This window comes from Paenibacillus cisolokensis, assembly GCF_018403665.1.
Classification (GTDB): domain Bacteria; phylum Bacillota; class Bacilli; order Paenibacillales; family Paenibacillaceae; genus Paenibacillus_AH; species Paenibacillus_AH cisolokensis.
Genome location: NZ_BOVJ01000019.1, coordinates 1 through 24793, shown reverse-complemented (window position 1 = coordinate 24793; position 24793 = coordinate 1). Strand labels below are relative to the sequence as shown.

The 24793-nt window shown below is 54.4% G+C and carries 21 protein-coding genes and 4 pseudogenes; 24 read left to right on the top strand and 1 reads right to left on the bottom strand.

The window, feature by feature from the left end:
* Positions 1-326 precede the first annotated feature (326 nt).
* The 19 genes and pseudogenes from PACILC2_RS02890 (at position 327) to PACILC2_RS02820 (ending at position 16749) form a co-directional block, all read left to right on the top strand.
* Entirely contained in the window at positions 327-1382 is a 1056-nt protein-coding gene (locus PACILC2_RS02890) for a FecCD family ABC transporter permease (RefSeq protein WP_213527350.1), read from the top strand.
* A 59-nt stretch (positions 1383-1441) separates the two neighbouring features.
* Positions 1442-2409, top strand: a pseudogene (locus PACILC2_RS02885) (FecCD family ABC transporter permease).
* A 408-nt stretch (positions 2410-2817) separates the two neighbouring features.
* Complete coding sequence (locus tag PACILC2_RS26255) at positions 2818-3114, top strand: ABC transporter permease family protein (protein ID WP_244863190.1); 297 nt, start codon at positions 2818-2820, stop codon at positions 3112-3114.
* Positions 3069-3779 (top strand): ABC transporter permease, encoded by a 711-nt coding sequence (locus PACILC2_RS02880; RefSeq protein ID WP_244863189.1) that lies wholly within the window; start codon positions 3069-3071, stop codon positions 3777-3779. Before PACILC2_RS26255 ends, PACILC2_RS02880 begins: the two co-directional genes overlap by 46 nt.
* A gap of 16 nt (positions 3780-3795) precedes the next feature.
* Positions 3796-4020, top strand: a complete 225-nt coding sequence (locus tag PACILC2_RS28390; protein ID WP_307860324.1) for a hypothetical protein — start codon at positions 3796-3798, stop codon at positions 4018-4020.
* A complete protein-coding gene (locus PACILC2_RS28385; RefSeq protein ID WP_307860322.1) occupies positions 4017-4397 on the top strand; it encodes an ABC transporter permease family protein in 381 nt (126 codons plus the stop codon). The genes PACILC2_RS28390 and PACILC2_RS28385 overlap by 4 nt, the downstream gene beginning before the upstream one ends.
* Positions 4388-4681: an ABC transporter permease family protein gene (locus tag PACILC2_RS28380; protein WP_307860321.1), complete on the top strand. Its 294-nt coding sequence runs from the start codon at positions 4388-4390 to the stop codon at positions 4679-4681. Before PACILC2_RS28385 ends, PACILC2_RS28380 begins: the two co-directional genes overlap by 10 nt.
* 51 nt (positions 4682-4732) lie before the next feature.
* Entirely contained in the window at positions 4733-6469 is a 1737-nt protein-coding gene (locus PACILC2_RS02870; protein ID WP_213527348.1) for a type 2 periplasmic-binding domain-containing protein, read from the top strand.
* Between the two features lie 102 nt (positions 6470-6571).
* Positions 6572-8071, top strand: a complete 1500-nt coding sequence (locus PACILC2_RS02865; RefSeq protein ID WP_213527346.1) for a response regulator — start codon at positions 6572-6574, stop codon at positions 8069-8071.
* Positions 8038-8193 (top strand): annotated as a pseudogene (locus PACILC2_RS29135) (helix-turn-helix domain-containing protein); the annotation flags it as partial. The gene PACILC2_RS02865 and the pseudogene PACILC2_RS29135, both read left to right, overlap by 34 nt.
* Positions 8171-9549: pseudogene (locus PACILC2_RS02855) on the top strand (cache domain-containing sensor histidine kinase); the annotation flags it as partial. The pseudogenes PACILC2_RS29135 and PACILC2_RS02855, both read left to right, overlap by 23 nt.
* Positions 9535-9999, top strand: coding sequence for a sensor histidine kinase (locus tag PACILC2_RS02850; protein WP_372447027.1), 465 nt, complete (start codon positions 9535-9537; stop codon positions 9997-9999). The pseudogene PACILC2_RS02855 and the gene PACILC2_RS02850, both read left to right, overlap by 15 nt.
* An 80-nt stretch (positions 10000-10079) precedes the next feature.
* A complete protein-coding gene (locus PACILC2_RS28375; protein ID WP_307860320.1) occupies positions 10080-10886 on the top strand; it encodes an ADP-ribosylglycohydrolase family protein in 807 nt (268 codons plus the stop codon).
* Positions 10847-11488, top strand: a complete 642-nt coding sequence (locus PACILC2_RS28370; protein ID WP_307860319.1) for an ADP-ribosylglycohydrolase family protein — start codon at positions 10847-10849, stop codon at positions 11486-11488. Before PACILC2_RS28375 ends, PACILC2_RS28370 begins: the two co-directional genes overlap by 40 nt.
* A gap of 4 nt (positions 11489-11492) precedes the next feature.
* Positions 11493-12383: an AraC family transcriptional regulator gene (locus PACILC2_RS02840; protein ID WP_235593141.1), complete on the top strand. Its 891-nt coding sequence runs from the start codon at positions 11493-11495 to the stop codon at positions 12381-12383.
* 32 nt (positions 12384-12415) lie between these two features.
* Complete coding sequence (locus PACILC2_RS02835; RefSeq protein WP_244863188.1) at positions 12416-14575, top strand: ADP-ribosylglycohydrolase family protein; 2160 nt, start codon at positions 12416-12418, stop codon at positions 14573-14575.
* A gap of 118 nt (positions 14576-14693) precedes the next feature.
* Positions 14694-15269 carry an S-layer homology domain-containing protein gene (locus PACILC2_RS02830; protein WP_213527340.1) on the top strand — a complete coding sequence of 192 codons (576 nt, stop codon included), beginning with the start codon at positions 14694-14696 and terminating at the stop codon, positions 15267-15269.
* Positions 15224-16018, top strand: coding sequence for a bifunctional metallophosphatase/5'-nucleotidase (locus PACILC2_RS02825; protein ID WP_213527338.1), 795 nt, complete (start codon positions 15224-15226; stop codon positions 16016-16018). The genes PACILC2_RS02830 and PACILC2_RS02825 overlap by 46 nt, the downstream gene beginning before the upstream one ends.
* Complete coding sequence (locus PACILC2_RS02820) at positions 16015-16749, top strand: bifunctional metallophosphatase/5'-nucleotidase (RefSeq protein WP_213527336.1); 735 nt, start codon at positions 16015-16017, stop codon at positions 16747-16749. The genes PACILC2_RS02825 and PACILC2_RS02820 overlap by 4 nt, the downstream gene beginning before the upstream one ends.
* A gap of 149 nt (positions 16750-16898) precedes the next feature.
* Here the strand turns inward: PACILC2_RS02820 and PACILC2_RS02815 are convergent, their stop codons facing one another.
* Positions 16899-18782: a GH39 family glycosyl hydrolase gene (locus tag PACILC2_RS02815; RefSeq protein WP_213527334.1), complete on the bottom strand. Its 1884-nt coding sequence runs from the start codon at positions 18780-18782 to the stop codon at positions 16899-16901.
* Positions 18783-19002: 220 nt separating this feature from the next.
* Here PACILC2_RS02815 and PACILC2_RS02810 point away from each other — a divergent pair.
* From PACILC2_RS02810 to PACILC2_RS02795, 5 genes and pseudogenes are all read left to right on the top strand, one after another.
* Positions 19003-20244 (top strand): annotated as a pseudogene (locus tag PACILC2_RS02810) (sensor histidine kinase); the annotation flags it as partial.
* A gap of 38 nt (positions 20245-20282) precedes the next feature.
* Complete coding sequence (locus PACILC2_RS29130; protein WP_372447025.1) at positions 20283-20801, top strand: sensor histidine kinase; 519 nt, start codon at positions 20283-20285, stop codon at positions 20799-20801.
* Entirely contained in the window at positions 20794-22389 is a 1596-nt protein-coding gene (locus tag PACILC2_RS02805) for a response regulator (RefSeq protein ID WP_213527330.1), read from the top strand. Before PACILC2_RS29130 ends, PACILC2_RS02805 begins: the two co-directional genes overlap by 8 nt.
* A 42-nt stretch (positions 22390-22431) precedes the next feature.
* Positions 22432-23529, top strand: a complete 1098-nt coding sequence (locus PACILC2_RS02800; RefSeq protein WP_213527328.1) for a Gfo/Idh/MocA family protein — start codon at positions 22432-22434, stop codon at positions 23527-23529.
* Between the two features lie 93 nt (positions 23530-23622).
* Positions 23623-24675, top strand: a complete 1053-nt coding sequence (locus tag PACILC2_RS02795; RefSeq protein ID WP_213527326.1) for a zinc-binding dehydrogenase — start codon at positions 23623-23625, stop codon at positions 24673-24675.
* Positions 24676-24793 lie beyond the last annotated feature (118 nt).

Here is a 24793-nt window from a genome sequence, read left to right as displayed (position 1 = left end):
GCCGGAAAAGCATAAATGAAAAAGCAATAAAAGAAAGCGATAAGTGAATAGAGATATGAAAAGAGATATGAAGATGTGAAAAGAGATGAATCAGAGGACTGATTGATCTCTTTTTTTTCGCGTATGGAAGCCGATCGCACGATATATTTTTTGCCGAAAGTTATAGACAGGGAAAGCAAATCGATATAATATACGATAATGAGTATCATTATCACGACATACGAACGGAGGAAAGACCCGAAATCCAAGATTTTAGCTTTACATTGCGGCATTGCCGGAAACGAACAACATGCAAAACCGTAACATCGAAGTAAAGGAGAACAGATATGCAAGCTGTATCCGACATGACGAATGATGCGGCTCAGCCGTCCGCGCCGGTCATCCGGTCCAGGCCGCTGGCCGCCGCCATTATTCTGTTCGGCGGCTTCATCGCCCTCGTCGTTTTCGTCGCCGTATCCGTAATGTTCGGCGCGGCGGATATCGATTGGATGACAGTGTGGGAAGCGATATTTCGTTTCAATCCGGACTTGACCGCGCATCAGATCATACGGGAACTTCGCCTTCCCCGCGTGCTGGGCGGGGCGATGGTCGGCGCGAGCTTAGCCGTCGCGGGGGCGATGATGCAAGGGATGACGCGCAACCCGATGGCGGATTCCGGCCTTTTGGGCCTGAATGCCGGAGCGGGCCTCATGATGGCGATATGCTTCGCCTTTTTTCCCGGACTGTCGTTTATGACGCTTATTTTGTACGCTTTCGTCGGCGCGGGTATCGGCGCCGGGCTCGTTTACGGCATCGGCTCGCTGGCGCGGGGAGGATTGACGCCGCTTCGCCTTGTGCTCGCCGGAGCCGCGGTGAGCGCCCTGATGACGGCGCTCAGCGAAGGCATCGCGCTATATTTCCACATCGGCCAGGACCTGGCGTTCTGGTTTGCGGGCGGCGTGGCGGGGACGACATGGGAGCAGCTCGGATTGATGGCGCCGTGGGTCGCCGGCGCGCTGCTCGCCGCGATCATGCTGTCCCGTTCGATCACGCTGCTCAGTCTGGGAGAAGAAGTCGCGGCAGGTCTCGGACAGCGGACCGGACTCGTCAAGCTCGCGGGGATGGTCGTCGTGCTTGTGCTGGCCGGCTCCGCCGTCGCGGTCGTCGGGGCCGTCGGATTTGTCGGCCTGATCATTCCCCACCTTACACGCTACCTTGTCGGCGTCGATTACCGCTGGATCATTCCGTGCTCGGCGATACTCGGCAGCCTGCTCGTCATTCTCTCCGATCTGGCGGCGAGAACGATCAATCCTCCCAGCGAAATTCCGCTCGGGGCGCTGATCGCGCTGCTTGGCGTGCCGTTCTTTCTTTATCTGGCGCGTAAAGAGAGGAGAGGATTGTAGTGGAAACGTACCAGGTGTTAACCGGCCAACGCCGCAGAATAAGGCGGGGCATTGCGGTGATGGCGATCATCGGCGCCCTCGTCGTCGCCGCATTTGTGTTCAGCATGAACGTCGGCTATACGCCGTTGACGCCGGTTGAAGTCATCACGACATTGTTCGGCATGGGAACGGACAAGCAGTCGCTCGTATTGTTCGAGTTCCGGCTGCCGCGCATCGTCATCGCCATTTTGGCGGGCGCCGGATTGGCCGTGTCCGGCTGCATTCTGCAGGGCGTTTCCCGCAATGCGCTGGCCGACCCCGGCATTCTCGGCATCAATGCCGGCGCCGGGCTGTTCGTCATGCTCGTTGTCTCGCTATTCCCGTCATTGCCGATCGGTTCGATCTTTTTGCTCCCGCTGCTCGCCCTGCTCGGGTCGGGGCTGGCGGCGCTGCTCGTCTATGCATTTGCGTACAAGCGGCATGAAGGTATCTCGCCGACCAGACTTGTGCTCGCCGGCATTGCGGTTGCCGCGGGCATCAATGCGGCGATGATCGTGCTGACGCTGCGGCTGAATCCGGAAAATATCAGTTCGTCGCGACATGGCTCGCCGGGAGCATATGGGGATCGAACTGGAAATACGTGCTTGCGCTTCTTCCGTGGATCTGTCTGCTTCTTCCGTACGTTTACAGCAAGGCGCGCGCGCTCGACGTGTTGAACCTCGGCGAACAGACGGCCGCGGGATTGGGCGCGCCCGTCGAGAAGGAGCGGCTCGCCCTGCTGGCGTCCGCTGTGGGCCTGGCCGGCACATCCGTCGCGGTAAGCGGCGGCATCGGCTTCATCGGCCTGATCGGCCCCCATCTGGCGCGCCGTCTCGTCGGTCCGCAGCATCGGCTGCTTCTGCCGACATCCGCGCTGACCGGCTCGCTTCTGCTCATAGTGGCCGATACGATCGGCCGCTGGATTCTCGAGCCGTCCGAAATTCCCGCCGGCATCGTCGCCGCGGTGATCGGCGCGCCGTATTTTCTGTATTTGCTGGCCCGCAGATGATGCGCCGCATCGTCGCGGCATAGCCGCCCCCGATCCGAATCGAACCGGGACTCGCCGCCCGGTTCGAAATCGGCATCGGACTGCCACGGTCCATGCTCTCCGCCGCTTCCCGGCGGAAGGCGACGCCAAGCCGGGTTTCTCTCCAACTCTTACCCTAACCTCGCGATTCGTGCCCACTACGTTTTTCGCAATCGTCCGTAATCCGGACAGCCCCAAAAAGATCGTTTACAAATATGAATGTCCAGTAATTTGGATATTCTCCTATTGCCTCCTGCTGTATGATAGCATCATAAGATGTATACGCTTTCACCAAAACTTGAAGACGGGAGTGGTAACTGAAGTCCATGGAGCCTTACCGGAAAGAACAGTGATGACGACGGGGCTTGTATACGGAGAGGATGTATCGAAATGAATGATGCGCAAAGCGGGTCCGTTCCGGATCTGACCGCTGCCTTGCAGCGGGGACGGCTGTGGAGGAAGATCAGGAAGCAGAAAATACTGCTCTGCTTCAGTATTCCGTTTGTCATTTGGGCGATTGTATTTTGTTACGCGCCGATATGGGGCTGGATTATGGCTTTCCAGGATTATAATCCGGGAAAAGGGATTATGGGCAGCGCGTGGGTCGGGTTCAAGCATTTCCAGACGTTTTCCAGGATGAAATGTTATTTGCGCTGCTCCGCAACACATTGGCGATCAGCGTGCTGAATATCGTATTCGGCACATTGGGAGCCGTTATTCTGGCGCTATTGCTGAATGAAGTGAAAGGCGTCTTCTTCAAACGTACGGTCCAAACGGTATCGTATCTCCCTCATTTCATCTCGTATGTGGTCGTCGCCAACCTTTTTCTGACGCTCCTGTCGCCATCCGCCGGGCTGGTGAACCGGATGCTGATGAAGCTGGGGATCATCGACGAGCCGATCTTTTTCTTCGCCGAACCTCATTTGTTCTGGATACTGGTCGTCGGCATCAATGTATGGAAGTCCATTGGCTGGGACGCCATCATCTACATTGCCGCCATGTCTGCCGTAGACACCGAATTGTACGATGCGGCAAGCGTGGACGGCGCGGGACGATTGCGCAAAATGTGGCATATCACGCTGCCCTGCATTCGTCCGACGATCGTCGTATTGCTCATCCTGAGCGTCAGCGGCATCTTGAACGCCGGATTCGATCCTTCCTATTTGCTGGGCAATCCGATGGTTCGCGAGTACTCCGAAGTCATCGATACGTATGTGTACAGAATGGGGCTTGGAAACGCCATGTATTCCTTTGCGACGGCAGTCGGCCTGTTCCGCCTGGTTGTATCTCTGGTCCTGTTGTTTATTGTGAACCATATCGCCAAGAGATTGGGCGAGGACAACATTCTGTAAGAAGAGAGGTAACCGGATGAGACACAGATGGAAAGATATCGCTTTTGATACGGTCAATACTTGCGCCCTCGTTTGCTTGATGATCGTGACGCTGTATCCGTTTTTGCATGTGCTCGCTTACTCGTTGAATGATGCGGTCGATTCCATGCGCGGAGACCTGACGTTTTTCCCCGCAAATTTACGCTGTCCAACTACGCGGTCATCTTCCGGTATGACGCATTGGTTGACGCCGCGGTTATGAGCGTGCTCCGCACCGTAATCGGAACCGTAACATCCGTATTATGCACGGCGATGCTGGCCTATGCGCTGACGAAGCGGGATCTTGTAGGCTACAAGTTTTGGAATACGCTGTTCATCTTGACCATGTTCGTGTCAGGCGGCTTGATCCCGACCTTTATTTTGTTCAAAGCGATTCATATCTACAATACGTTCTGGGTTTATATTTTACCGGGGCTGATCAGCGCCTTTCATATGATTCTGATTCGCACCAACTTCAAGACGATTCCCGACTCGTTGATCGAATCGGCGTATATCGACGGCGCAAACGATCTGTACGTTTTTTCCGGATCATGCTGCCGCTGTCCACGCCGGTCATGGCGACAATCGGCTTGTTCGTAGCGGTGGGCCAATGGAATTCGTGGCAGGATACGCTTTTCTTCACCATCGGCAACGACCTGCAGACGCTTCAATACGTACTGATGAAAATATTGAATCAAACCGAAGCGGGGGCGATGATCAATCAGATGAAAGCGAGCATGGCCCGCCGCGGGATGATCAGGGTGACGCCGGAAGCGGTCAAGATGGCGATCACGATGGTGGCGACCGTTCCGATTCTCTGCGTATATCCGTTTGTCCAGAAATATTTCGTGAAAGGCATGCTGCTGGGATCGATCAAAGGGTAGACCAATCAAGGTCTAAAATGAATTCGCTTTCAAACAAGGAGGGGGCTGCAAATGGAAAAAATGAAATTTCAGAAACCGCTTGTCGTCATGTTGGCCGCTGTACTCGCCATCTCGTTGTTCGCCGGCTGTTCCGGGAGCGAAGAAGCAAGCAACGAAGGCGCAAATGAGCCGGCGGGGACAGAAGGAACGGCTGTGCTCGAAGGCGATATGTCGACGTGGCCGGATGCGGAGTTCAGCGTTCTTCTCGGTTGGCCCGATCACCAGACAGCCGCTGACGACGCGCCGATCTTGAAGCAAGTATACGATTTGACAAAGGTGCGCCTGAAGCTGGAAGTGCCGCCGACCAATGTGGATGAGAAGCTCAATATTTTGCTGGCCAGCGGAGAGTATCCGGACGTCATGGTGATCGCGAACCCGACGATTGCGCAGAAATTTATCGACGGCGGACACGTCATTCCGTTGGATGATCTGATCGACAAGTATGGCGGCCAACTAAAGGCGAACCTGGGTGAAGACCTGGATAAGCTCCGCAGCGAAGACGGGAAAATATACAAAATCCCGCCGGGGTATATTATGCCGGGTGCGGAACGGATGCTGGAAGCGGGCAACAGCTTTCAGTTTCTGACGAATGTTCTGGAAGAGAAAGGCTGGTACAAGCCGACGACATTTGACGATATATACGCATTATTGAAAGAAGTGAAAGAAACGTATCCGCAGTATGTGCCCATGTCGCTGGCGCTTGGGGACGAGAACTTCTTCAATACGATGGTGGCTACGCTCGGCGGCGCCGAAGGCGTCAGAGTACTGGGAGACTATGTATGGACGAAGGATGACAAGCTGATTTACAAATTCAAGGATGAAAGCATCCGGCACGCTCTTCAGTGGCTCAATCGGTTGTACCAGGAAGGATTGATCGACAAGGAATCCCCGGTCCAAAACAAGGATGCGCTGCAGGCGAAGATGGCTTCGGAGAAAGTATTCTCTTCTATCGGACACTGGTTCGATACGATGTACGAGGCGAACAGCATTTTCAACCAGAACGGCAAACCTTTCCGCTTCAAATATTTCCTGCCGAAGGCGGGCGACCACGTCGAGAAAACGACGTATATCGGTTATGGCACGAGCTACGATGCCGGCACTTATATCACCAAGAAGATGGCTGATCCGGTAAGGTTCATGCAGTTCGTCAACTGGCTGAACACGTATGACGGCAATCTGGCCCAGCTCGGCATTATTAATTATGACGGCGAAGATAAAGAAGGGTACGATTTCTATATCGGCGAAGATAACGGGCAGCAAACGCTCGAAATTACGACGTATCAAATCAACGGCTGGCAGACGGACGAACTGTTTGCCGCCAAGCGGGGGTACGGTCATTTCGGTTACTTGACGTTCAGCACCGATATGAACGAGCATCCGAGCTATCGCTATAAAACAGCCCGGGCGCAGCTGGACTTCTCGATATGGTGGGACGAGGAGCAGAAGCGGATCAACGAGGGATTCGGCGAGTCGGGAACAGACTGGATCGAGGAAGGAAGGAGCACCAGCTGGGATTTCTCGGATGTGGCGGGACTTGTCCTGAAGCCGGAAAGCGATGAATTTGTAGCGATGACCAAAATCAATCAACTGGCTTACAACGAAATGGTCAAGCTGATCGTATCTTCGTCCGATGACCAGTTCAATCAAGGGTATGACGCTTTCCTTGCGAAAATCGAGGGAATGGGAATCGGCCAGGCGGAGGCGACGATCAATCGGATGTACGAGGACCGCAAGAAGCTGTGGAATTAAGCGGAAATCCGATATCATTCCGGAATGGCTCCGGTTCGTATGACGGGAGCCATTCCGGATTTCTTCTGATATACTGTTATACTGCCGGAAAGGGGGATTGTCATGCTGAAGATGTTTATCGTGGATGACGAGGACATGGAGCGGGAAGGCATTCGTTCGCTCTATGCATGGGAGGAACTGGGGCTCTCGGTGATCGGCGAGGCATGGAACGGACAATCCGCTTTGGAAGCGCTTACCGACATAGAACCGGACCTGGTCATTACCGACGTGCGGATGCCGGGCATGAACGGCCTCGAATTTGCCGCTCGATTGAAGAAACGGTATGCGAACGTCAAATTTATATTCATCAGCGGCTATGAAGATTTCGATGCGGCCCGCAATGCGGTAGACGTAAATGCGATCGCTTATCTCATGAAGCCGATCAACAAGGACGCGTTGATCCGAACCATAGAGGAAGCGATAGGGCGAATTACCGAGGAGAAGCACCGCGAAGAGGAGGGGATTCGTCTTAAGCATCAGGTGGAAGCGAGCTTGCCTGTGCTTCGGGAACAGTTCCTGCGGGATATGCTGCTCGGCATCGACAAGGCCGATGGAGACAGAACGATTCAGCAAGCCCGGACATACGGCTTGGCATTGCCTGCCGGCAAAACGGCAGTCATGGTCGTCAAGCTGGAAGCTTCGGCGGCTCAGGCAGAACGGAATGATCCGGATCAACCGCACATGAAAGCGATCCAGGTGTACCGTCAGCTCAGCCAAATTATCAAAGCGGAAACGCCCCTGCCTCCCGTTATGACCCGGGAAGGGGAATATACCGTCCTCATTCCCTGTTCATCTATGATGGCTCCGGAAGATATGGAAGAACATTTGGAAACGACGGCCGAATCGTGGATCGCGCAAATTTCGAAGGCAACGGGATTGACCTTGACGATCGGCCTTGCCCTGGCGGAGGACGGCATGTCGAGCGTTCATCCGTGTTACCGGAAAGCCCGGATGGCCGTGAACCGGAAGTTTTACCTCGGAGCTCGCAACGTGCTCTGGTATGTGGAGGACGAGGAGGCGCAGGAAGAGATTACGGTGGTCGTTCACCGGATGAAAGAGGAATTGGCGGATGCGGTTCTGATGTCGGAGCTCGACAAGATCAAATCGATTGTCATGAGCTGCTTTCAAGGAAAGCAGATGAAGAGAGAGCAGGCCTGGTTCGTGGCCGCCGATCTGATCAATACGGCGCTGCAAACGATGTCCGAGAAGAAAAATCTGTTGAAATCCGTGTTCGAGCAAGCGGGAACGCCCTGGGAAAACATGATGCGGAAGGAGACGATCGACACGCTTGCCGTATGGGTTGTTTCGTATATCGAACGGATTGCCGAGCTGGCGAGGACACACCGCGGAAGCAAAAACGAGCAGGTTGTGCATACGATCAAGCAATGCGTCCAGGATGAGTATATGCTGGATTTGAGCGTCGAGTATATAGCGGGAAAAGTGTTTCTCGCTCCGGGTTATGTGCGGAAGCTGTTCAAGAACGAAACGGGCGTGACGCTGAAAGATTATATCGTGCAGACCAGAATGAAAAAGCTTGCGAGCTGCTGCGGCGCCCGGAATTGAAAGTGAATGAAGTCGCGCATGCCGTCGGGTATGAGAATGTTTCCTATTTCTGCTCGGTATTCAAAAATTTCTACGGCACGACTCCGGGTGAATTTAAAGATGCGTATCAAATTCTGGCTTGAGCGGCTGCCGGATGCGCTATTCAACAATGCCAAATTAAGGCCCAAACTCATTATTTCGTATTTGGTTGCCGTGTTTTTGCCGTTGCTGCTTACGGGTATTTTTCTCGTGCTTAAAGCCAACCGCATGATCGAAGACCAAACGAACCGAACATTCGGCGTTTCCATGCAGCAGCTGCTCTACAATATGGAAACCCGGTTGTCTACTTACGAGGAGCTGGCCAACCATTTTTACTTCGATACCGCCTTGAATACGGATCTTCAGAAGGATTACAGTCAAAGCTCCGCGCTGGAGATCGTGACCGTGGAAGAGGCTTTTATCCAGCGTGTGAAAGTGCTGCTGAAATTCAAAAACGATTTGCGCGCCGTCAGCATTTATTTTCTGAATCCGACCTTGTACAATGCGGCGCCGTACTTGGCCTTTGCCGACAAGGACATGGCAGCCCGTCCGTCCTTTCGGCAAGCGATGGCTTCGGGATACAAAGGCTACTGGGGCAAGACCGTTCCGGTTCCGAACGGCAGCTTGTACTGGGATGTGAACATGAAGCCCAATGCGGCGGCGACCCGAGTGTTCAGCTACAACCGGCCATTGGAATTTTACAGCGAGCGGCAGCCGGTCGGACTGTTAACGCTGGAAATCAAGGAATCGGAGCTTTATCAATTGCTGTCCAAGGAAAGCGGGGACAAAAACATTTTCCTTGTGGAGCCCGGCGGGGAAATTATTACCTCGAATGTGCGGGAGCGTCTCGGGACCGCTTTGGATCAGCCCGTTTTTCAGCGGATAGCACCGCATTCCGCAGGAGAATTTCTATGGCGGCAGGCCGACGGCCATTACAAGGTCATGTACAGCCAACTGAAAAACGGGTGGAAAATGGTATACATGATCCCGGTCAACCGGCTGCTGGAGGAAACCCGCGACATGCGGAATCACGGGCTGCTGTTTATTCTCGTCAGCATGATCTTTTCCGTCGTTCTGATCGCGATCTTTTCGAATCTGATCATGTCTCGCATGACCGTTTTGCTGAAGCGCATCCAAAGAATGAAGAACGGGGAGATCGAGGTCGGCCAATTCGTGCGCGGGAATGACGAGATTGCCGTTCTGGACCGCAGCTTCAACCAGATGGCGGAGCAAATGAAATATTTGATCGATGAAGTCTATACGCTGAATATCAAGAAAAAGGAAGCCGAGCTTACCGCGCTGCAGAGCCAGATCAATCCGCATTTCCTGTACAATACGCTGTCCACGGTCAGCTGGCTCGGACGGAAAACGGGAACCTCGAAGTGTGCGAAATTGTGGAGAGCCTCGCCACGTTCTACCGCATTTCCTTGAGCAAGGGCAAAGAGATGATTACGATCCGGGAAGAGTTCGAATGTATAAAAGCCTACATCGATATTCAGCAATACCGCTTGAAAAACCGTGTCCGGCCGATTTATAAAGCGGACGAAGCGATTATGGACGCCGTTACGCTGAAGCTGATTTTGCAGCCTATCGTGGAGAACGCCATTTTGCACGGTCTGAGCAACGAGAAGGAGCAAATTACGATTTTAATTAAAGGCAGCTTCATTCAAGGCAGCATCTTGCTGGAGGTGACGGACGACGGCGTCGGCATCGCGCCGGAGGTTGCGGACGCTTTGCTGAAAGAAGAGGGGAACGGCGAGCGGAAGAGCGGCTACGGGTTGCGGAATGTGAATGAGCGGATCAAGCTGCATTTCGGAAAGGAATACGGGTTGTCCGTGAGAAGCTCCCCAGGTTCGGGCACTTCGGTTTATATTACGCTGCCTTACAGAAACAATGAAAAGGAATTATAGCCGTTTTTCGAAATTTTTCAGCTGATTATAGCAAGACGATCGTCCTCATAATTATATAAGATGAAGATGAGAATGGTATCTTGAATTGTAGCGGGGTGGCGGATATGGAGTACTACGATCAATTGCCGAATCTGATCAGGCTGGAGTTGATTCAGAAGAAAGAGGAAGGCAGCGATGTGGCCGAATTTGAGAGTAAGGTCGCGAACTTGCCGGCGGATGAGCTTAAGCAGCAGCAGCTGTATGACGAGCTGCAGGCGCTGCCGGTCGCCCATGACTTTCCGTTCGCGGAACCTTCGGATTTGGCAGGAATCCGCAATCTCCGGCCGGAAGGACCGAGGAAAATCACGCGCGACTGGCCGGAGGAGCGATGGAAGGACAAATTTTATGGCGCGTGGTTGGGGCGATGCGCCGGCTGCGCCTTGGGCAAGCCGCTGGAATACGAGCCGTTCGTTGCGGGAGCGATGGGAAACCCGGGATGGAAAAACATTATGCTCTGGTTCCAGGGCGCGGACGCCTGGCCGATTCGCGATTATACGCCGGGCCGCTCCCGCGCCGAAGAGCTGGGCCTGCGTCTGCAGCCGTGGGGCTCCGAACCGAGCTATCGGGAAAATATCCGGTACATGGAGACGGATGACGATCTCCGGTATACGATTATCGGCTTGATTATGCTGGAACGCAAAGGTCTGAATTGGAGCACGCCGGATATCGGGAAGCTCTGGCACGAATACCTGGACTGCGGGGAGGTCTTTACGGCGGAGAGACAAGCGTATGTCAATTTTCACCGTTTGTTTGACCGGCCGGGGATATCGGCGAGGAGCAATGGCAGGCGGCGAAGGATAAAGTCCGCATGCATCTCAATCCGTACCGGGAATGGATCGGAGCGATGATTCGCGCCGACGGCTGGGCCTATGGGGCGGCGGGCAATCCGGAGCTGGCCGCGGAGCTGGCATGGCGGGACGCTTCGTTCTCCCATGTGAAAAACGGGATTTACGGCGAGATGTTCGCCGCGGCGATGATATCCGCCGCATTCGTCACCGATGACATCGACGAGGCTGTCGAAATCGGCTTGAGCGAAATTCCCGGCACGTCCAGGCTTGCCGCCGATGTGCGGGCCGCGATCGAAATTGCCCGGTCCTCGACAAGCCAGGAGGAATTGGTCGGCCGGATATGGGACCGGTTCAATCACTACCACTGGGTTCATACGAACAACAATGCCGCGCTGGTCGCCGCCGCCCTGATCTATGCCCGGGGAGATTTCGAGAAAGCGATTACGACCGCTGTACTCGGCGGCTGGGATACGGACTGCAACGGCGCGACGGCGGGGTCCGTTATGGGCGCGATGCTCGGGGCGAGCCGTCTGCCGCAGCGATGGACCGGCCGATTTCATGATACGCTGTATGCGGGAATAAAAGGCTTTAACCCGATCGCGATTTCGGAATGCGCGAATCGGAGCTATAGCGTATTTCGCAACATCGGGGCGCAAGGGTGAGAAGGTGGAAGAAAAGTACCGTTACGATCATGAGATGCCGCTTCGAGTCGACGAGTGGTCTCCCCGCACCTACGTCGAGCCGTTCCACTGGCACGCATCCCTGGAGATCGGCCTGTGCCTTTCCGGGAAAGGCTGGTTTTATTTCGGCGATAAAACGTACGAGGTGACCGCAGGGGATATTTTTGTCGTCAACAATTTGGAGCGTCATATCGCGCAATCGGATGCCGCAGATCCGAGCAACTATTTGTTTGTCAACTTCAGGCCCGAGCTGTTCGGCGACGGCGACAAGGAGCTGCTGCTGCCATTCGTCTATAATCCGAAGAAGTTTACGAATAAAATGGCCAAGGAGCTGCCGGCCGCCCGGCAAATCGGGGAATTGATCCGTCAAATGCGAACCGAACAGTTGAACAAGCAGGCGGGACACCGCCAGATCATGAAAGGCCTTTTGCTGCAAATATGCGCCTTGCTCTTCCGTCACTACAGCAATCATCCGGGCTATAAGGAACAATTTAACCAAATATATGAGCAATATATGCGGCTGCAGCCTGCGCTCGCTTTTTTGCGGGACCGCTTCCGCGAAAATATCGGCCTGGAAGATATGGCGAAGCAGCTCAAGCTGAGCTGTTCCAGAGCCCGGCATTTGTTTAAGCACATTATGGGCGAGGGTTTTAAAGAATATTTGACGCAATTGCGCATCAATGAAGCGAAGAAGCTGCTGTCAGGGACGGAACGGACCGTAACGGAAATTTGCATGAGCTGCGGCTTTCAAAATATTAGCCCGTTTTATCGCGCATTCCGCCAGATTGTAGGGATGACGCCGCAAGCGTATCGCGAGCAGTCCGCTTTGTTCATTTTGCGCACGGAACAGGACGAAGAGCCGGTATTTCCCGAATAGCGGCAAAATCGATTGCAAAGGAGTGGAAACGTTTGTCAACCATCGAATCGAGTGTCAAGACGATTCATACGAATCATCCGATACCGGAGAATTATATCGAGAAGGTGTATGCCGGTTGGGTCGGCAAGGTAATCGGCGTCCGTCACGGCGGCAATGTGGAAGGCTGGACGTATGAGCAGCTGCAGCGCACCTTCGGTGAAATTACGACGTATTTGCATCATTTTAAAAATTTTGCGGCGGACGACGATACGAACGGCCCGCTGTTCTTCCTGAGAGCGCTGGAGGATTATACGCATACGCCGGATATTACCGCGGAGCAGATGGGGCTGACCTGGCTCAATTACGCGCCTGACGGCCACGGCTTCTTTTGGTGGGGCGGTTACGGCAAGTCTACGGAGCATACGGCATACCTGAATTTGAGGAACGGGATACCGGCTCCGCGCTCAGGGTCCATCGAGCAGAACGGCGCCGCCGTCGCCGAGCAGATCGGAGGGCAAATCTTCATCGATGTGTGGGGGCTTATCGCGCCCGGGAACGCTCCGCTTGCCGCTCATTATGCGGAGAAGATCGCAAGCGTATCGCATGACGGCAACGGCAAATACGGCGGCATGTTTATCGCGGCCTGCATTGCGGCGGCGTTCACGGAGCGGGATGTACACAGCATTATCGAGGCGGGGCTGTCCGTCATCCCGTCCGATTGCGAATATGCCCGAATGGCCCGGGCCGTCATCGACTTTCACCGCAAGCATCCCGACAACTGGCGCGATTGCTTCCGGTTCGTATACGATCATTTCGGATATGACCGCTACCCGGGCGTGTGCCATATTATTCCGAATGCCGCGGTAATCATCTTGTCGTTATTGTACTCCGGCGGCGATTTTTCGCGGGCCATCAATATTTGCAATATGTGCGGCTGGGATACGGATTGCAATGTCGGGAACGTCGGCACGATTATGGGGGTGCTGGTAGGACTGGAGGGGATCAATCCGTCCTGGCGGAAACCGATCAACGACTTTCTGTGCTGCTCCAGCGTTATCGGCTCGCTGAACGCGCTCGATCTGCCATGGTGCGCGGAATATATCGCGAAGCTCGGCTATAAAATCGCCGGCGCGGAGCCTCGCGGCAAGTGGAAGCCGATCTTGAACGGCGAAAGTCCGCAATATCATTTCGAGTTTCCCGGTTCTACGCATGCGTTCCGCACCGATTGGGACAACAAGGACCAGCACGTTACAAGCTTTGTGGAAAATACGGCCGAAGAAGCGGCAAGCGGAGAACGGTCGCTCAAAGCGGTATTTGACCGGTCAAGCGGCGGTTTCGGCTATCGCGTCTACCTCCAGACGTATTACCGTCCTGAAGACTTCAACGACAGCAGGTACGATCCGAGCTTCTCGCCGAAACTTTATCCGGGGCAAACGATCAAGGCGAAGGTTAAGGTGCCCGCGTCGGAGAGCAGAAGCATGCAGTGCAGACTGTATGTGCGGGACCGGAATGCGGACACCCGCCATTATGCGGAGAAATTAACGGTTGTGCCGGGTCAATGGCTCGATTTGAGCTACCGCATTCCGGCGCTCGACAACGCGTGCTTGCTGGAAGCCGGCATAGAGTTTATCCCGGAGGGCGGATGGGGACCGCTCGTCGTGTACGTGGATGACGTAGATTTCACGGGCAGCCCGGATTATGCCATCGACTTCGCGCATGAGCGGCTGGAAAAGTGGCACGGTACGCATATCGAAGTCAGCCAATTCACGTATTTGCGGGGTAAATGGACGCTCGACGAAGGAAAGCTGAGCGGAAGCTATTACGGGGAAACGGCGGAATGCTACACCGGAGATTTGAACTGGCGGGATTATGAATTCACCGCAACGGTTATTCCGAAGCTCGGCGGTTATCACAATATCCAATTCCGTGTGCAGGGCGGGATTCGTTCCTATGCCGCCGGATTGGCCGAGGGCAACCGGCTTTGTCTGTATAAAAACGACAACGGCTATCGAGAACTGGCAAGCGTCGATTTGAACTGGTCGGCTGACCAAGAGTACCGGATCGGGGTCAAGGCTCAGGGCAACCGGTTTGAAATCGCCGTAGACGGCGAGGTCAAACTGGTGTATGTGGATCGGGACCGCCCGTACTTGAACGGCATGATCGGTTTTCCAACTCCAAGGGAAGCCATACGCATTACGCGTCATTTCGTCTGAAAGGACTGGAATAGCTCGTGCCCTGTTTTCAAAATATTAATCTCCGCGCAATACTCGCTTTACATTGATCCTTTACGTTGTAATAGGTACATACAACGATGGGAAGAGATGAACACAGATGAAAAAAGGCCTGGCAAGCATGTCCGTTATTCTGCTCATGATCGCCTTCTTGGGCACAACGTTTCCGGTTCAGGCAAAGTCCGGAATTTCCGACATCGGCTCGTCGGCGTACAAGGAGCAAATCGAAGCATTGTATAGCAGGGGAGTGATTACCGGATCATCGGACGGCCGGTTTTATCCTCAACGTTTGCTTACGAAGGCTGAAGCCGCGGCATTGCTGGTGCGGGGGTTCCACTTAAGCCCGATTCAACCGATCGAGCGCAAAAATCCCGAAATGAAAAAGACGTTCACCTACACCGATCCGCTCGGCGTCATCGACGATTCTTTTTCCATTCCGTCGGCGGCGGATATTGAGCGTCACTGGGGATTGCCGTACATCGAAGGCGTGCTGAAAGTGAAGTCCGATGAGGTCGCGAACGATCGTTATCGCCCTAACTACACCGTGACGAAGGCGCAGTGGGTCGAGATGCTGGGCAAAACCATTTTGGCGCCGAGCAGCCGATCGACTTCAAAAGGAAAATGGTGGATTTGGGACTGGCCAGTGCGGAAATGGCGCAGTCCGGCGATGCGATAACAAGGGAAGAAGCGGCAGGGAGCCTGCATGCTATTCTGTTCCATCCCGAATTTAAAATCGTAACGGTGTTTGCAACATCCGACATCCATTCGCACCTCGAGCCTTACAAGCCGAATGGCGCAGAAAGCGAGATCGGCGGTTTGGCCAAAATGAGTCAAGCCATCAACCGCATCCGCAGCGTTCAACCGAACACATTGCTGGTGGACGCGGGCGACGCGCCGTATAATACGAACATCGGCAATCTGACCGAGGGAGCTTCCACGATTGCTGTCATGAATGAAATGAAATATGACGCCATGGTACTCGGCAATCACGACTTCGATTTTCCGTTCGAAGTATTAAAGCGCAATGCAGGCAACGCCAAATTCCCGTTTCTGTCGGCCAATACGCTTTATCATGGAGAGCGGCCGGATTTCCTGAAACCGTCCGTCATCAAGGAAGTGGACGGCATTAAGATCGGCATCGTAGGCGTCACCGATGACCAGAGCGCCTTCTATACGCATCCGAAGAACGTCGAGGGAATCACCTTCGAGGATCATTTCGAAGCGGCCCAAAAGGCGGTGGACGAAATAAAGGAGCGGACGGATCTGATCATCGGACTGGCCCACCTGCACGGCGACAATAAAGTATTGCCGACTCGGGTGAACGGGATCGATATCGAGATCGGCGGCGGACAAGATATCGTCGCCTTTCCTCAAAAATCGGAGACACCTGGCTCATATCTCCCGGCAAGCATGCGGAAACTTTGAACCAAATCAATATTCAATTTCTGAACGGCCAAATGATCGGCTTGAACTTCGCCCATATTTTTATGACGGACAATCTGGAGGAAGATCCCGCAGTCGCCAATCTGATTCAACATTACAGCGATCAAATCGACGACAAAATGAAAGAAGTCGTCGGACATACGCTGACGGACCTTGACGGCGAAAGACAAACCGTTCGTCTGAAGGAATCCAACCTCGCGAACGCGATCGCGGACAGCCTGATCGAATTGACCGGAGCGGATATCGCGCTTCAGAACGGCGGCGGCGTACGGGCCAGTATCGCCAAAGGGGACGTGACCCTTGAGGATATATACGCGGTTTTGCCATTTGACAATACCGTCGTAATGGTGGAAGCGAGCGGCCAGACGATTTGGGACGCGCTCGAGCATGGGGTCTCCTCTTATCCGGAAGCGGCCGGCGGATTCCTGCAAGTATCGGGACTCCAATATACGTTCGATGCCGCCAAACCGAGCGGTTCTAGAATTGTCGAAGTTCTGGTGGACGGCCAGCCGATCGATAAAACCAAAAAGTACAAGGTGGCGACCAACGACTTTCTTACCGGCGGCGGAGATAAATTCGACATGCTGAAAAATGAGACGACGCAGCTGCTGAAAACGAAACACTTTTTGCGGGACGCTTTTACGGAATATCTCGAAAATCACAACACGATCAACCCGCAATTGGAGAAGCGGATTCAAATCCTGAATCCTTGATTAACGGGAACATCGAAATATGGACATGCGGAACAGTCCCTGTTATGTCGGGACTGTTTTCCGCTATAAAAAGAACGGACATTATCGCCTTGAGTCAAGCAATCGATCGAAGGAGGCGCGCAGCGAATGCGCGCCCCCCTGGATGCGAACTACCAGGAAATGCTGTCTACATATACGGAACCGTTCCACGAAGAGCTGGTCTTCACCTCCACGCCGAGCCGCGACATCGGCGTTGCCGCGCCGGAAGGCACTTGAACGGCGATCGTATTCCAGCCGTTTTTGACCAAGCCGGCATAGGTCCGGTAATTGCCGTACCACGTCCAGTTTTGGCTCATCACGTAAGGCTGAATCGACGCCAGATTCGCGCCGTCGGGCACCCACACCCGGAACGTAACGGTCGAACCGGCAGGCACGGCGGGCGTGTCTCTGCTGGCCATATACGTTCCGTTTCCGTTAATGCCGATCTTGAGCGACCGGTTGCCGGCGAAACTGCGGTCCGTACTGCTGGACACCGCAGCGCCGCCTTCCTGGTAGAAGCCGTGAAGCTGGCCGTCTTCGAAATGGTAGTGTGCCGGATCGAAAGAGCCTCCGCCGGAGGCGGTAAAGTCAAACAAGGTAATGGAGTAGGCCGGAACGCTGCGGCTGTAGCTGGCGCCGCTGACGGCGAAGGAATACGGCGCCGGCAGGCTTCCGCTCGTTACGCTTGGATTTAACACGCCGTTATAATACACGTCCCTGTCCCATGCGCCGCCGCCGCTCGGTCTGAGCTCGTATATCTTGACATTGCCGCCTTGAATCGTCATGCCGTTAAAGCTCAGATTGACCGTTCGCGAGGCGCCGGTTTTGTTAATGACAAGCACCTGCGAGCTGGTGGACGACTTCTTGGAAGCATATGCGACAAGCGTGTTGCTTGGATCGACCAATCCGTCGACGTCAATGACCGTATTGCCGGACTGGGTCCAGATCGGGAAGATAAAGTAAGTCGGCGTCGGCGTGTCGGCCGGCCTCGATTCGTTCTGGCCGTACAACAGGCCGTAATTGTCATCTACGTTGTGAATCGCACCGAACAACGACACATGTTGGACGCCGGAGTTGCGCATCGCGCCGAGCAAGTCCGCGTTGGCAAGCGCGGAAGCCATTCGTTGGCTGACTTCTCCGGCCGGGACGAACGGCGGCGTCGCGGCATTCGTCTCGGTGATGAAGACAGGCAAATTCCGGGTGTCGTTGGCCTGGATTCTGCCCCGGATGAAGTTGTAGCTGGACTGCCACGTTTGCGGCAGCGCTTTGATTTGATCATAGCCGGTCGTCGGTTCCCCTGGCCCGGGATACCAATGGAGGGATACGCCGTCTACGAGTCCCGTTCCGAACCGGTTGCCGGTTTTGTTCAGGAACATATCCAGCGTGTTGAGGCCCCACCAATACCAGGCGTTCGTCCCGACGGGTCCGAATACTTTGATCGCGCTGTTTTGCGCCTTCATGGCTGCGGCATGCTCGTTAAATTTATCGATATAAGGCTGGAAGTTTGTCCAATCGTTCGGCGTTTCGATTTCAATATCGGGCTCGTTGCCCACTTCCCAGAACGGGACGTCTATATCGTTGTTGACCGTATATGCCACCCAATTGGCGGCGTGCGTACCGGAAGGGTTATTGTTGTGGTTGCTTGTGGGGTTGGTTTGAAGAAGCAATTTGGCAGGAATGTCTTTTGCAAAGTTCCATAAATCGGCAGTGCCGGTGCTGCTCCAGCCGTCCGCATACGGATCGGACCAGTCGTACCATTCGGCAGGCGCGCCGCCCGGAAAACGTATAACTTGAATACCGGACCTCTTCAAAGCTTCTTTGCTGGCGTTACTTCCCTGGATCGAGTCCCAGAAAGCCACATAATTGACGCCGAAGAACGGATACTCGATTTCACTGACGACTTCATTCATGTTGACGGTCAGGTCTTCCGCGGCGGCGATGCCTGCCCAGGCGAATAAAAGCGTCAACGACAGGGCAAGCGCAACCCATAATTTTCTCGATCGTTTAAGGCTCATCCGTAATTCCACCTCCAATAGACTTAGATAGAGTTCACGATGCGCTTCGATTCGATTGTACTGCAGCGGAGGACGGTTTCCTTCATGCAAAATGAATAAAATATCCCGGCAAATTATATAAGTTTGGAACGGCGGGTACAGGACGAGCGATTTCGATGATAGAATAGGGAAGCATATATCATGAAAGGAAACGACGAAACGACGCTTTGGGGGACGGGGCATGAAACTGCGGCACAAGCTGATTCTCATCCTGTTGATGTTCATTATCGCGCCGTTAACCGTGCTGGGCTATTATTTTACGAACGAGATGTACAATATGGTGCTGGATCATACGATCAAGACGACGCGGGCTTCGCAGCAGCAAATAAGAGAAAATTTGCGGGAACGTCTGCTGACGTATATTCAGATGTCGAACCTGATCATTTCCCATCAGGAATTAAAAATGTTTCTCGGAGAACCTCCGGACGACTGGCAGGAGCAGCTGGACGGGCACACCAAGATCATTGCCAACGAGATCGGCCGATACTCGGTAGTCAACCCGTATTTGAAGGCTACGGTGTACGTGGAAAACAACAGCCTGCTGCTCGATCACACCCATATCGCATACGCGGATGAAGCGGTTCGCTCCGCCGAATGGTACCAGGAAGTCAAGCGGCATGGCAAAGGCCTCGTATGGCAAGGATTGGTCGACAAGTCGAAGGATGCCGCTATTCCGATCACTCCCGTCTTCTCTTTTGCCCGGCCGTTGCTTGTGAACAATTCGATCGTCGGCGTGTTGTTGATGGAAATTAACGAGAAGCATCTCTATTCCTTGATTTCGGAGGAGAGCCATCATGAAAAGTTTATTTTCATCGTCAATCCGGGCGGCGAGATCATTTCTTCGAACCGGAGAGAGCTGCTCGGAACTCCGCTGTATCAATATATCGATAAAGCGCTGCTCGAGGCGGACGAGAGTTACGTGCAGGCCGAGTTCGACGGCAGGAACTCCCTTTTGTTCGTCGAACCTATACATTCGACAAGCGATCTGCTGGACTGGAAAGTGTATACGGTTATACCGGATTCTTATCTGTTGAACGAGGCCAAGCGTAAACGGAATTGGGGCATTGCGGTTACCATGCTGCTATTGATATGGTCGGTCGGGGCGGTGCTGCTCGTCACCTGGCAATTGACCAAGAGAATCCGCTTGCTTGCGAAGAAAATGAACGCCATTCGCCACGGACGGTTTGGAGACGTCGTCGAAATCGAAGGCAAAGATGAAATCGCCGAGCTGGGCCATACCTTCAACCTGATGTCCACAAGATTGAGAGAGTTTGTCGAAGAAGTATACGAAAGTCAGATCAAGCGGAAAGATCTGGAGCTCAAGCAAAAACAAACAGAGTTGAAAGCGCTTCAAAGCCAGATCAATCCTCATTTTTTGTTTAATACGCTCGATTCGATCCGTACCGGCGCGCTCCGAAGCAGGGACGACGAAACGGTTGAAAAATCGAGCTGCTGGCCCAGTTGTTCCGGAGAACCATCAGCTGGCAGGACGATTTCATTCCGGTCGAAACGGAACTGGGGTTTGTCCGGGACTATATCCGGCTGCAGCAGCTGCGGTTCAAAGAGAAAATCAGGTTCGTGCTGGAAGTCGATCCGGCGGCGGAAGGGCTGCGGATTCCCAAGTTCATTATTCAGCCGATTGTGGAGAATGCGATTATTCACAGTATTGAGAAAAGCGCGACGAATTGCCTGCTGCATCTGTCGGTCCGGACGGACGAACGGACGCTGCGAATCGCGGTCGAGGATAACGGCGCCGGATTTGCGCCCGAGAAGCTGGAGGAAGTACGACAATCCCTGCAAAATAACGGTCCGGAGAGCGGGACGAAAAGCATCGGACTGCGCAATGTTCATGACCGGATCGTGTCTCTGTACGGGGAGCCGTTCGGCGTCGAACTGGAGCGCATCGCTCCGAGAGGCGCGAAAGTGACGCTGCTGCTGCCATTACAGATTCGCAATGGAGGAGGCCGTGCCGATGTATAGAGCCATTATCGTGGACGACGAAGCCGATGTCAGAGAAGGGCTGCAATTGCTCGTGAATTGGCAGGAATGCGGTTTCCGCATCGTCGGGGAAGCGGCGAACGGAGCGGAAGCTTTGGCGTACATGCCGATCTGGCGCCCGGATTTCGTCATCACGGACATCCGTATGCCGGTGCTGGACGGCTTGGAATACATTCGTAAAGTGAGGCGGCAATTTCCGGAAATCGCCGTTGTAGTCATGAGCGCATACGGTGAATTCCATTACGCGCAAGAAGCGATTCAGCTGGGCGTGCTCGATTTTCTGCTGAAACCGTTAACGAGGCAGTCGTTGGCGCAGTGCATGGACAAAGCGAAAGCGCTGCTCGACGAACGTGATCAGCTTCGCGGCCGAGAACGGGCAGAACGCCAGTTTATACAGGAAAAGTGGCTTCAGGAATTATGCCGCGGCAAGCTCGTCAAGCCGGACGAACTGAAATTGATCGGAGATATGCTGCACTGCGAAGATGATGAATGTTTCCAGGTTCTGCTTCTGGAGATGGACGATTATGAGCGGTATGTGGCCGAATGCTCGGAATCGGAGCTGGACCTGAAGCGGTTCATGATCCGGAACATTGCGGCCGAAATCGGGTACAAGCGCGGATGGTTGCAAACGTACGAGGATTCGCAGGAGCGCATAGGCATGCTGCTGCGGCATGACCCGCGGAAGCGGCCGGAATTGGAGACGTTATGCTCGGAGATCAGAGATTCGCTGAGACGCTTTGTCAAAATTTCGGTTTCGATCGGCATCGGCAAGCCTTACCGAAGCTGGCAATCGATCCGCCAATCCCGTCACGAAGCGCTTCAGGCCCTGGAATATATGCTGCTCGAAGGGAAAGGAGGGGTGTTCCATTATGGCCAGTTGGAACGGTATTATCATTCGGGCGATCGGCCTTCCGCCGGGCAGGCTCCGTTCAATATCGACACGATTATCCGCTCGCTGGACGATACGGACCCGGTCCGGCTGAACCGGGAGCTCGACTTGTTTTTTGAGAAGATCCGGACCAGTGCGAAAACGCCGGAATTGGTCAGAGGACTTTGCCTTGAACTGATTATGGGCATGGTTCGTCTGGTGCGGGAATATAACGGAGACGTAAGCCGAATATTCGGTGAACGGCTGCAGGAATACGAAACGGTATTCGTCAAGCGTTCCTTGGACGCTTTGCGGCAACGGATCGGGGAACTGAGCCGGCGCACCGCGCAATATTTATCCGAACTGAGAGCTGCGAGGCTTCCGGATGTGATGCAGGAGGTGAAAGCGTTTATCGACGAGCATTATTCGGATGACATCAGCCTGAAAATGATATCCGCGCATGTCTACAAAAACCCGGCTTACCTGGGCCAATTGTTCAAAGCTACGTTCGGCGAGTCGTTCAGCCAGTACGTCACGAGACTGAGAATCGAGAAGGCGAAAGAGCTTCTTCGGAAGGATCAGCTTCGGGTTTACGAAATCGCCGAGAAGGTCGGATATGTGACGCTCGATACGTTCTATCAGCGCTTCAAGCAGATGACCGGCATGAATCCGACGGAATACAAGCATAAAATTTCTTCCTGATTTTTTGCAGCCCGATTCTATAATGTCAGGAGCGTGCCAAGGATGAACCGTAAACGATTGAATGTCGGACTTGTCGGTCTCGGAGAAGTGGCGCAGGTCATCCATCTGCCTGTGCTGCAGTCGCTTCCCGAACAATTCCGGATTGCCGCCTTATGCGATATTTCGCCGGGGCTCGTCGAGCGGCTCGGCAGACAATATCAGGTGGCGGATCTGTATACGGATATGAACGAGCTGGTGAAGCAGGAGGATCTGGACGTCGTATTCGTGCTGAACAGCGACGAATATCACGCGGAATGCGCGATCGCCGCTGCCAATCAGGGCAAGCATGTGTTCATTGAAAAGCCGATGTGTCTCACGCACTCCGAAGCGGATGCGATCATGGAAGCGAGAGACCGCAACAACGTCAAGATCATGGTCGGCTATATGCGGCGTTATGCGGCTTCGTTCGCGGAAGCCGTCAAGGAAATCGGCGGTTTCGATCGGATCACCTATGCGCGAGTGCGGGATATAATCGGACCGAACAGCTATTTTATCAGGCAGACCAGCCGTACCGTTTCGTTCGACGACATACCGGAGGCCGCCATGGCGGACCGTAAAGCAAGAGCGGAACGGCTCGGAGCGGAGGCGACCGGCCTCAAGCCGGACTCGCCATTGATCCCGGTGTACCGTTTGTTGTGCGGTCTGGGAAGCCACGATCTGTCCGCGATGCGGGAAGCATTGGGCATGCCCGAAGGCGTAATCGGGGCGAAGGTGTCCCGGAACGACGGCTGCATCTTCCTGAATGCGATTCTCGATTACGGCGATTTCTCCGTCACCTATGAGACCGGCATCGATCGGCAGGGCCGCTTTGACGCGCATGTGGAAGTGTATTCGAGCCGCAAATCGGTGAAGGTGCAGTACGATACGCCTTACATCCGCCATCTCCCTACTATGCTGCACATACATGAGACCGAAGGCGAAGCATACAAGGAAACCGTGATCCGGCCGACCTTCACCGATCCTTATACGCTCGAGTTGAAATATTTGCATGACGTCATTACCGGAGATCGTGAGCCGAAGACGACGCCGGAAGATTACAAGCAGGATCTTGTCATTTTCAACATGATTATCGATGCGCTGAAGCGGCAAGGGGATGTCTGAAGGCGCGGCCGCACTGTGCGGAGATGAAAAAAGCCTTTGAACCGGAATGTCGATCGTCTGGTTATGGAGACGTAACGAAGAGAGGGATGAAACATGGGAGAAACGTTGGTATTCACCGCGCCCCGAACGATACAAGCCGAAGCGTACGACGAGAAGCCTTTGCAGCCGGATGAAGTCCGCTTGGCGACGCTGTATTCCGGGATCAGCGCCGGCACCCAGCTGACGGCTTACCGGGGCACCAACCCGATGGTAAGCAAGCGGCGCAATCCGGAGTCGAATCTGTTCGAAGCCCGCACCGACTACGCTCCTTTGTATCCGATCAAAGGCTGCTGGGCCTACGAGGAAGTGGGCAAGGTCGTCGAAGCGGGAAGCGGCGTGACGACGATCCGGATCGGAGATATCGTCTACGGTGCGTGGGGTCATAAATCGACCCATGTCACGAACGAAGCGTATGCCCGGGAACACAGGCTGCCCGAGGGCCTCGATCCCGTCGTAGGCATCTATTCGCAGATGGGCGCCATCGCCCTCAATGCCGTATTGGACGCCAATATTCATGTCGGAGAGACGGTTGCGGTATTCGGCCAGGGCGTTCCGGGACAAATTGCCGCCCAACTGGTCAGACTGAACGGCGGGTCCGTCATTGTTGTAGATGTGGACGATTACCGGTTGGATGTTGCGCGGAAGCTGGGAGCGGATATTGTCCTGAACAGCGGCAGCTGCGATGCGGCCAAGGAAATCAAAAAGCTGACCGGGAACAGGGGGGCCGATGTCGCGATCGATTTTTCGGGATTTTATCCTGCCCTTCACGAGGCGATACGCAGCTGCGCTTACAACGGACGGGTAGTCAGCGCCGGATTTTACCAGGGAGAGGGGGCCGGCTTGTATCTCGGCGAGGAATTCCATCATAACCGGATACAGGTCATCTGCTCCCAGATCGGCGGCATCGCGCCGGAGCTGAGCCATCGCTGGGATCGATTGCGTTTGGAGAAAACGGTCTTTCGGCTGGTGCAAGAGGGGAAGCTGCGGCTGCAGGAGCTGATTACGCATGTCGTGCCGTTTCGCGACGGCAAGAGAGCTTATCAGATGCTGGATCAGCGGACGGAACCGGGACTGCAGGTTGTCCTTGCGTTCGATCAAGCAACGTGAAGAACGTGAAGGCGAGCAGCCGGAAGAGCCCGGAATAGCTGGCAAGGACGGCGGCAATAGCCGAGAACGGGGCTGTCCCAAAAGGTCTTGAATGACCTTGAACTGCACCCTGTCAAGT

Bases quoted from the DNA above. Each gene is read 5' to 3' on its own strand.
- PACILC2_RS02890 (WP_213527350.1), top strand. From the start codon at position 327: ATGCAAGCTGTATCCGACATGACGAATGATGCGGCTCAGCCGTCCGCG.
- PACILC2_RS26255 (WP_244863190.1), top strand. From the start codon at position 2,818: ATGAATGATGCGCAAAGCGGGTCCGTTCCGGATCTGACCGCTGCCTTG.
- PACILC2_RS02880 (WP_244863189.1), top strand. From the start codon at position 3,069: ATGTTATTTGCGCTGCTCCGCAACACATTGGCGATCAGCGTGCTGAAT.
- PACILC2_RS28390 (WP_307860324.1), top strand. From the start codon at position 3,796: ATGAGACACAGATGGAAAGATATCGCTTTTGATACGGTCAATACTTGC.
- PACILC2_RS28385 (WP_307860322.1), top strand. From the start codon at position 4,017: ATGAGCGTGCTCCGCACCGTAATCGGAACCGTAACATCCGTATTATGC.
- PACILC2_RS02870 (WP_213527348.1), top strand. From the start codon at position 4,733: ATGGAAAAAATGAAATTTCAGAAACCGCTTGTCGTCATGTTGGCCGCT.
- PACILC2_RS02865 (WP_213527346.1), top strand. From the start codon at position 6,572: ATGCTGAAGATGTTTATCGTGGATGACGAGGACATGGAGCGGGAAGGC.
- PACILC2_RS02850 (WP_372447027.1), top strand. From the start codon at position 9,535: ATGATTACGATCCGGGAAGAGTTCGAATGTATAAAAGCCTACATCGAT.
- PACILC2_RS28370 (WP_307860319.1), top strand. From the start codon at position 10,847: ATGCATCTCAATCCGTACCGGGAATGGATCGGAGCGATGATTCGCGCC.
- PACILC2_RS02830 (WP_213527340.1), top strand. From the start codon at position 14,694: ATGAAAAAAGGCCTGGCAAGCATGTCCGTTATTCTGCTCATGATCGCC.
- PACILC2_RS02815 (WP_213527334.1), bottom strand. From the start codon at position 18,782: ATGAGCCTTAAACGATCGAGAAAATTATGGGTTGCGCTTGCCCTGTCG.
- PACILC2_RS02805 (WP_213527330.1), top strand. From the start codon at position 20,794: ATGTATAGAGCCATTATCGTGGACGACGAAGCCGATGTCAGAGAAGGG.
- PACILC2_RS02800 (WP_213527328.1), top strand. From the start codon at position 22,432: ATGAACCGTAAACGATTGAATGTCGGACTTGTCGGTCTCGGAGAAGTG.
- PACILC2_RS02795 (WP_213527326.1), top strand. From the start codon at position 23,623: ATGGGAGAAACGTTGGTATTCACCGCGCCCCGAACGATACAAGCCGAA.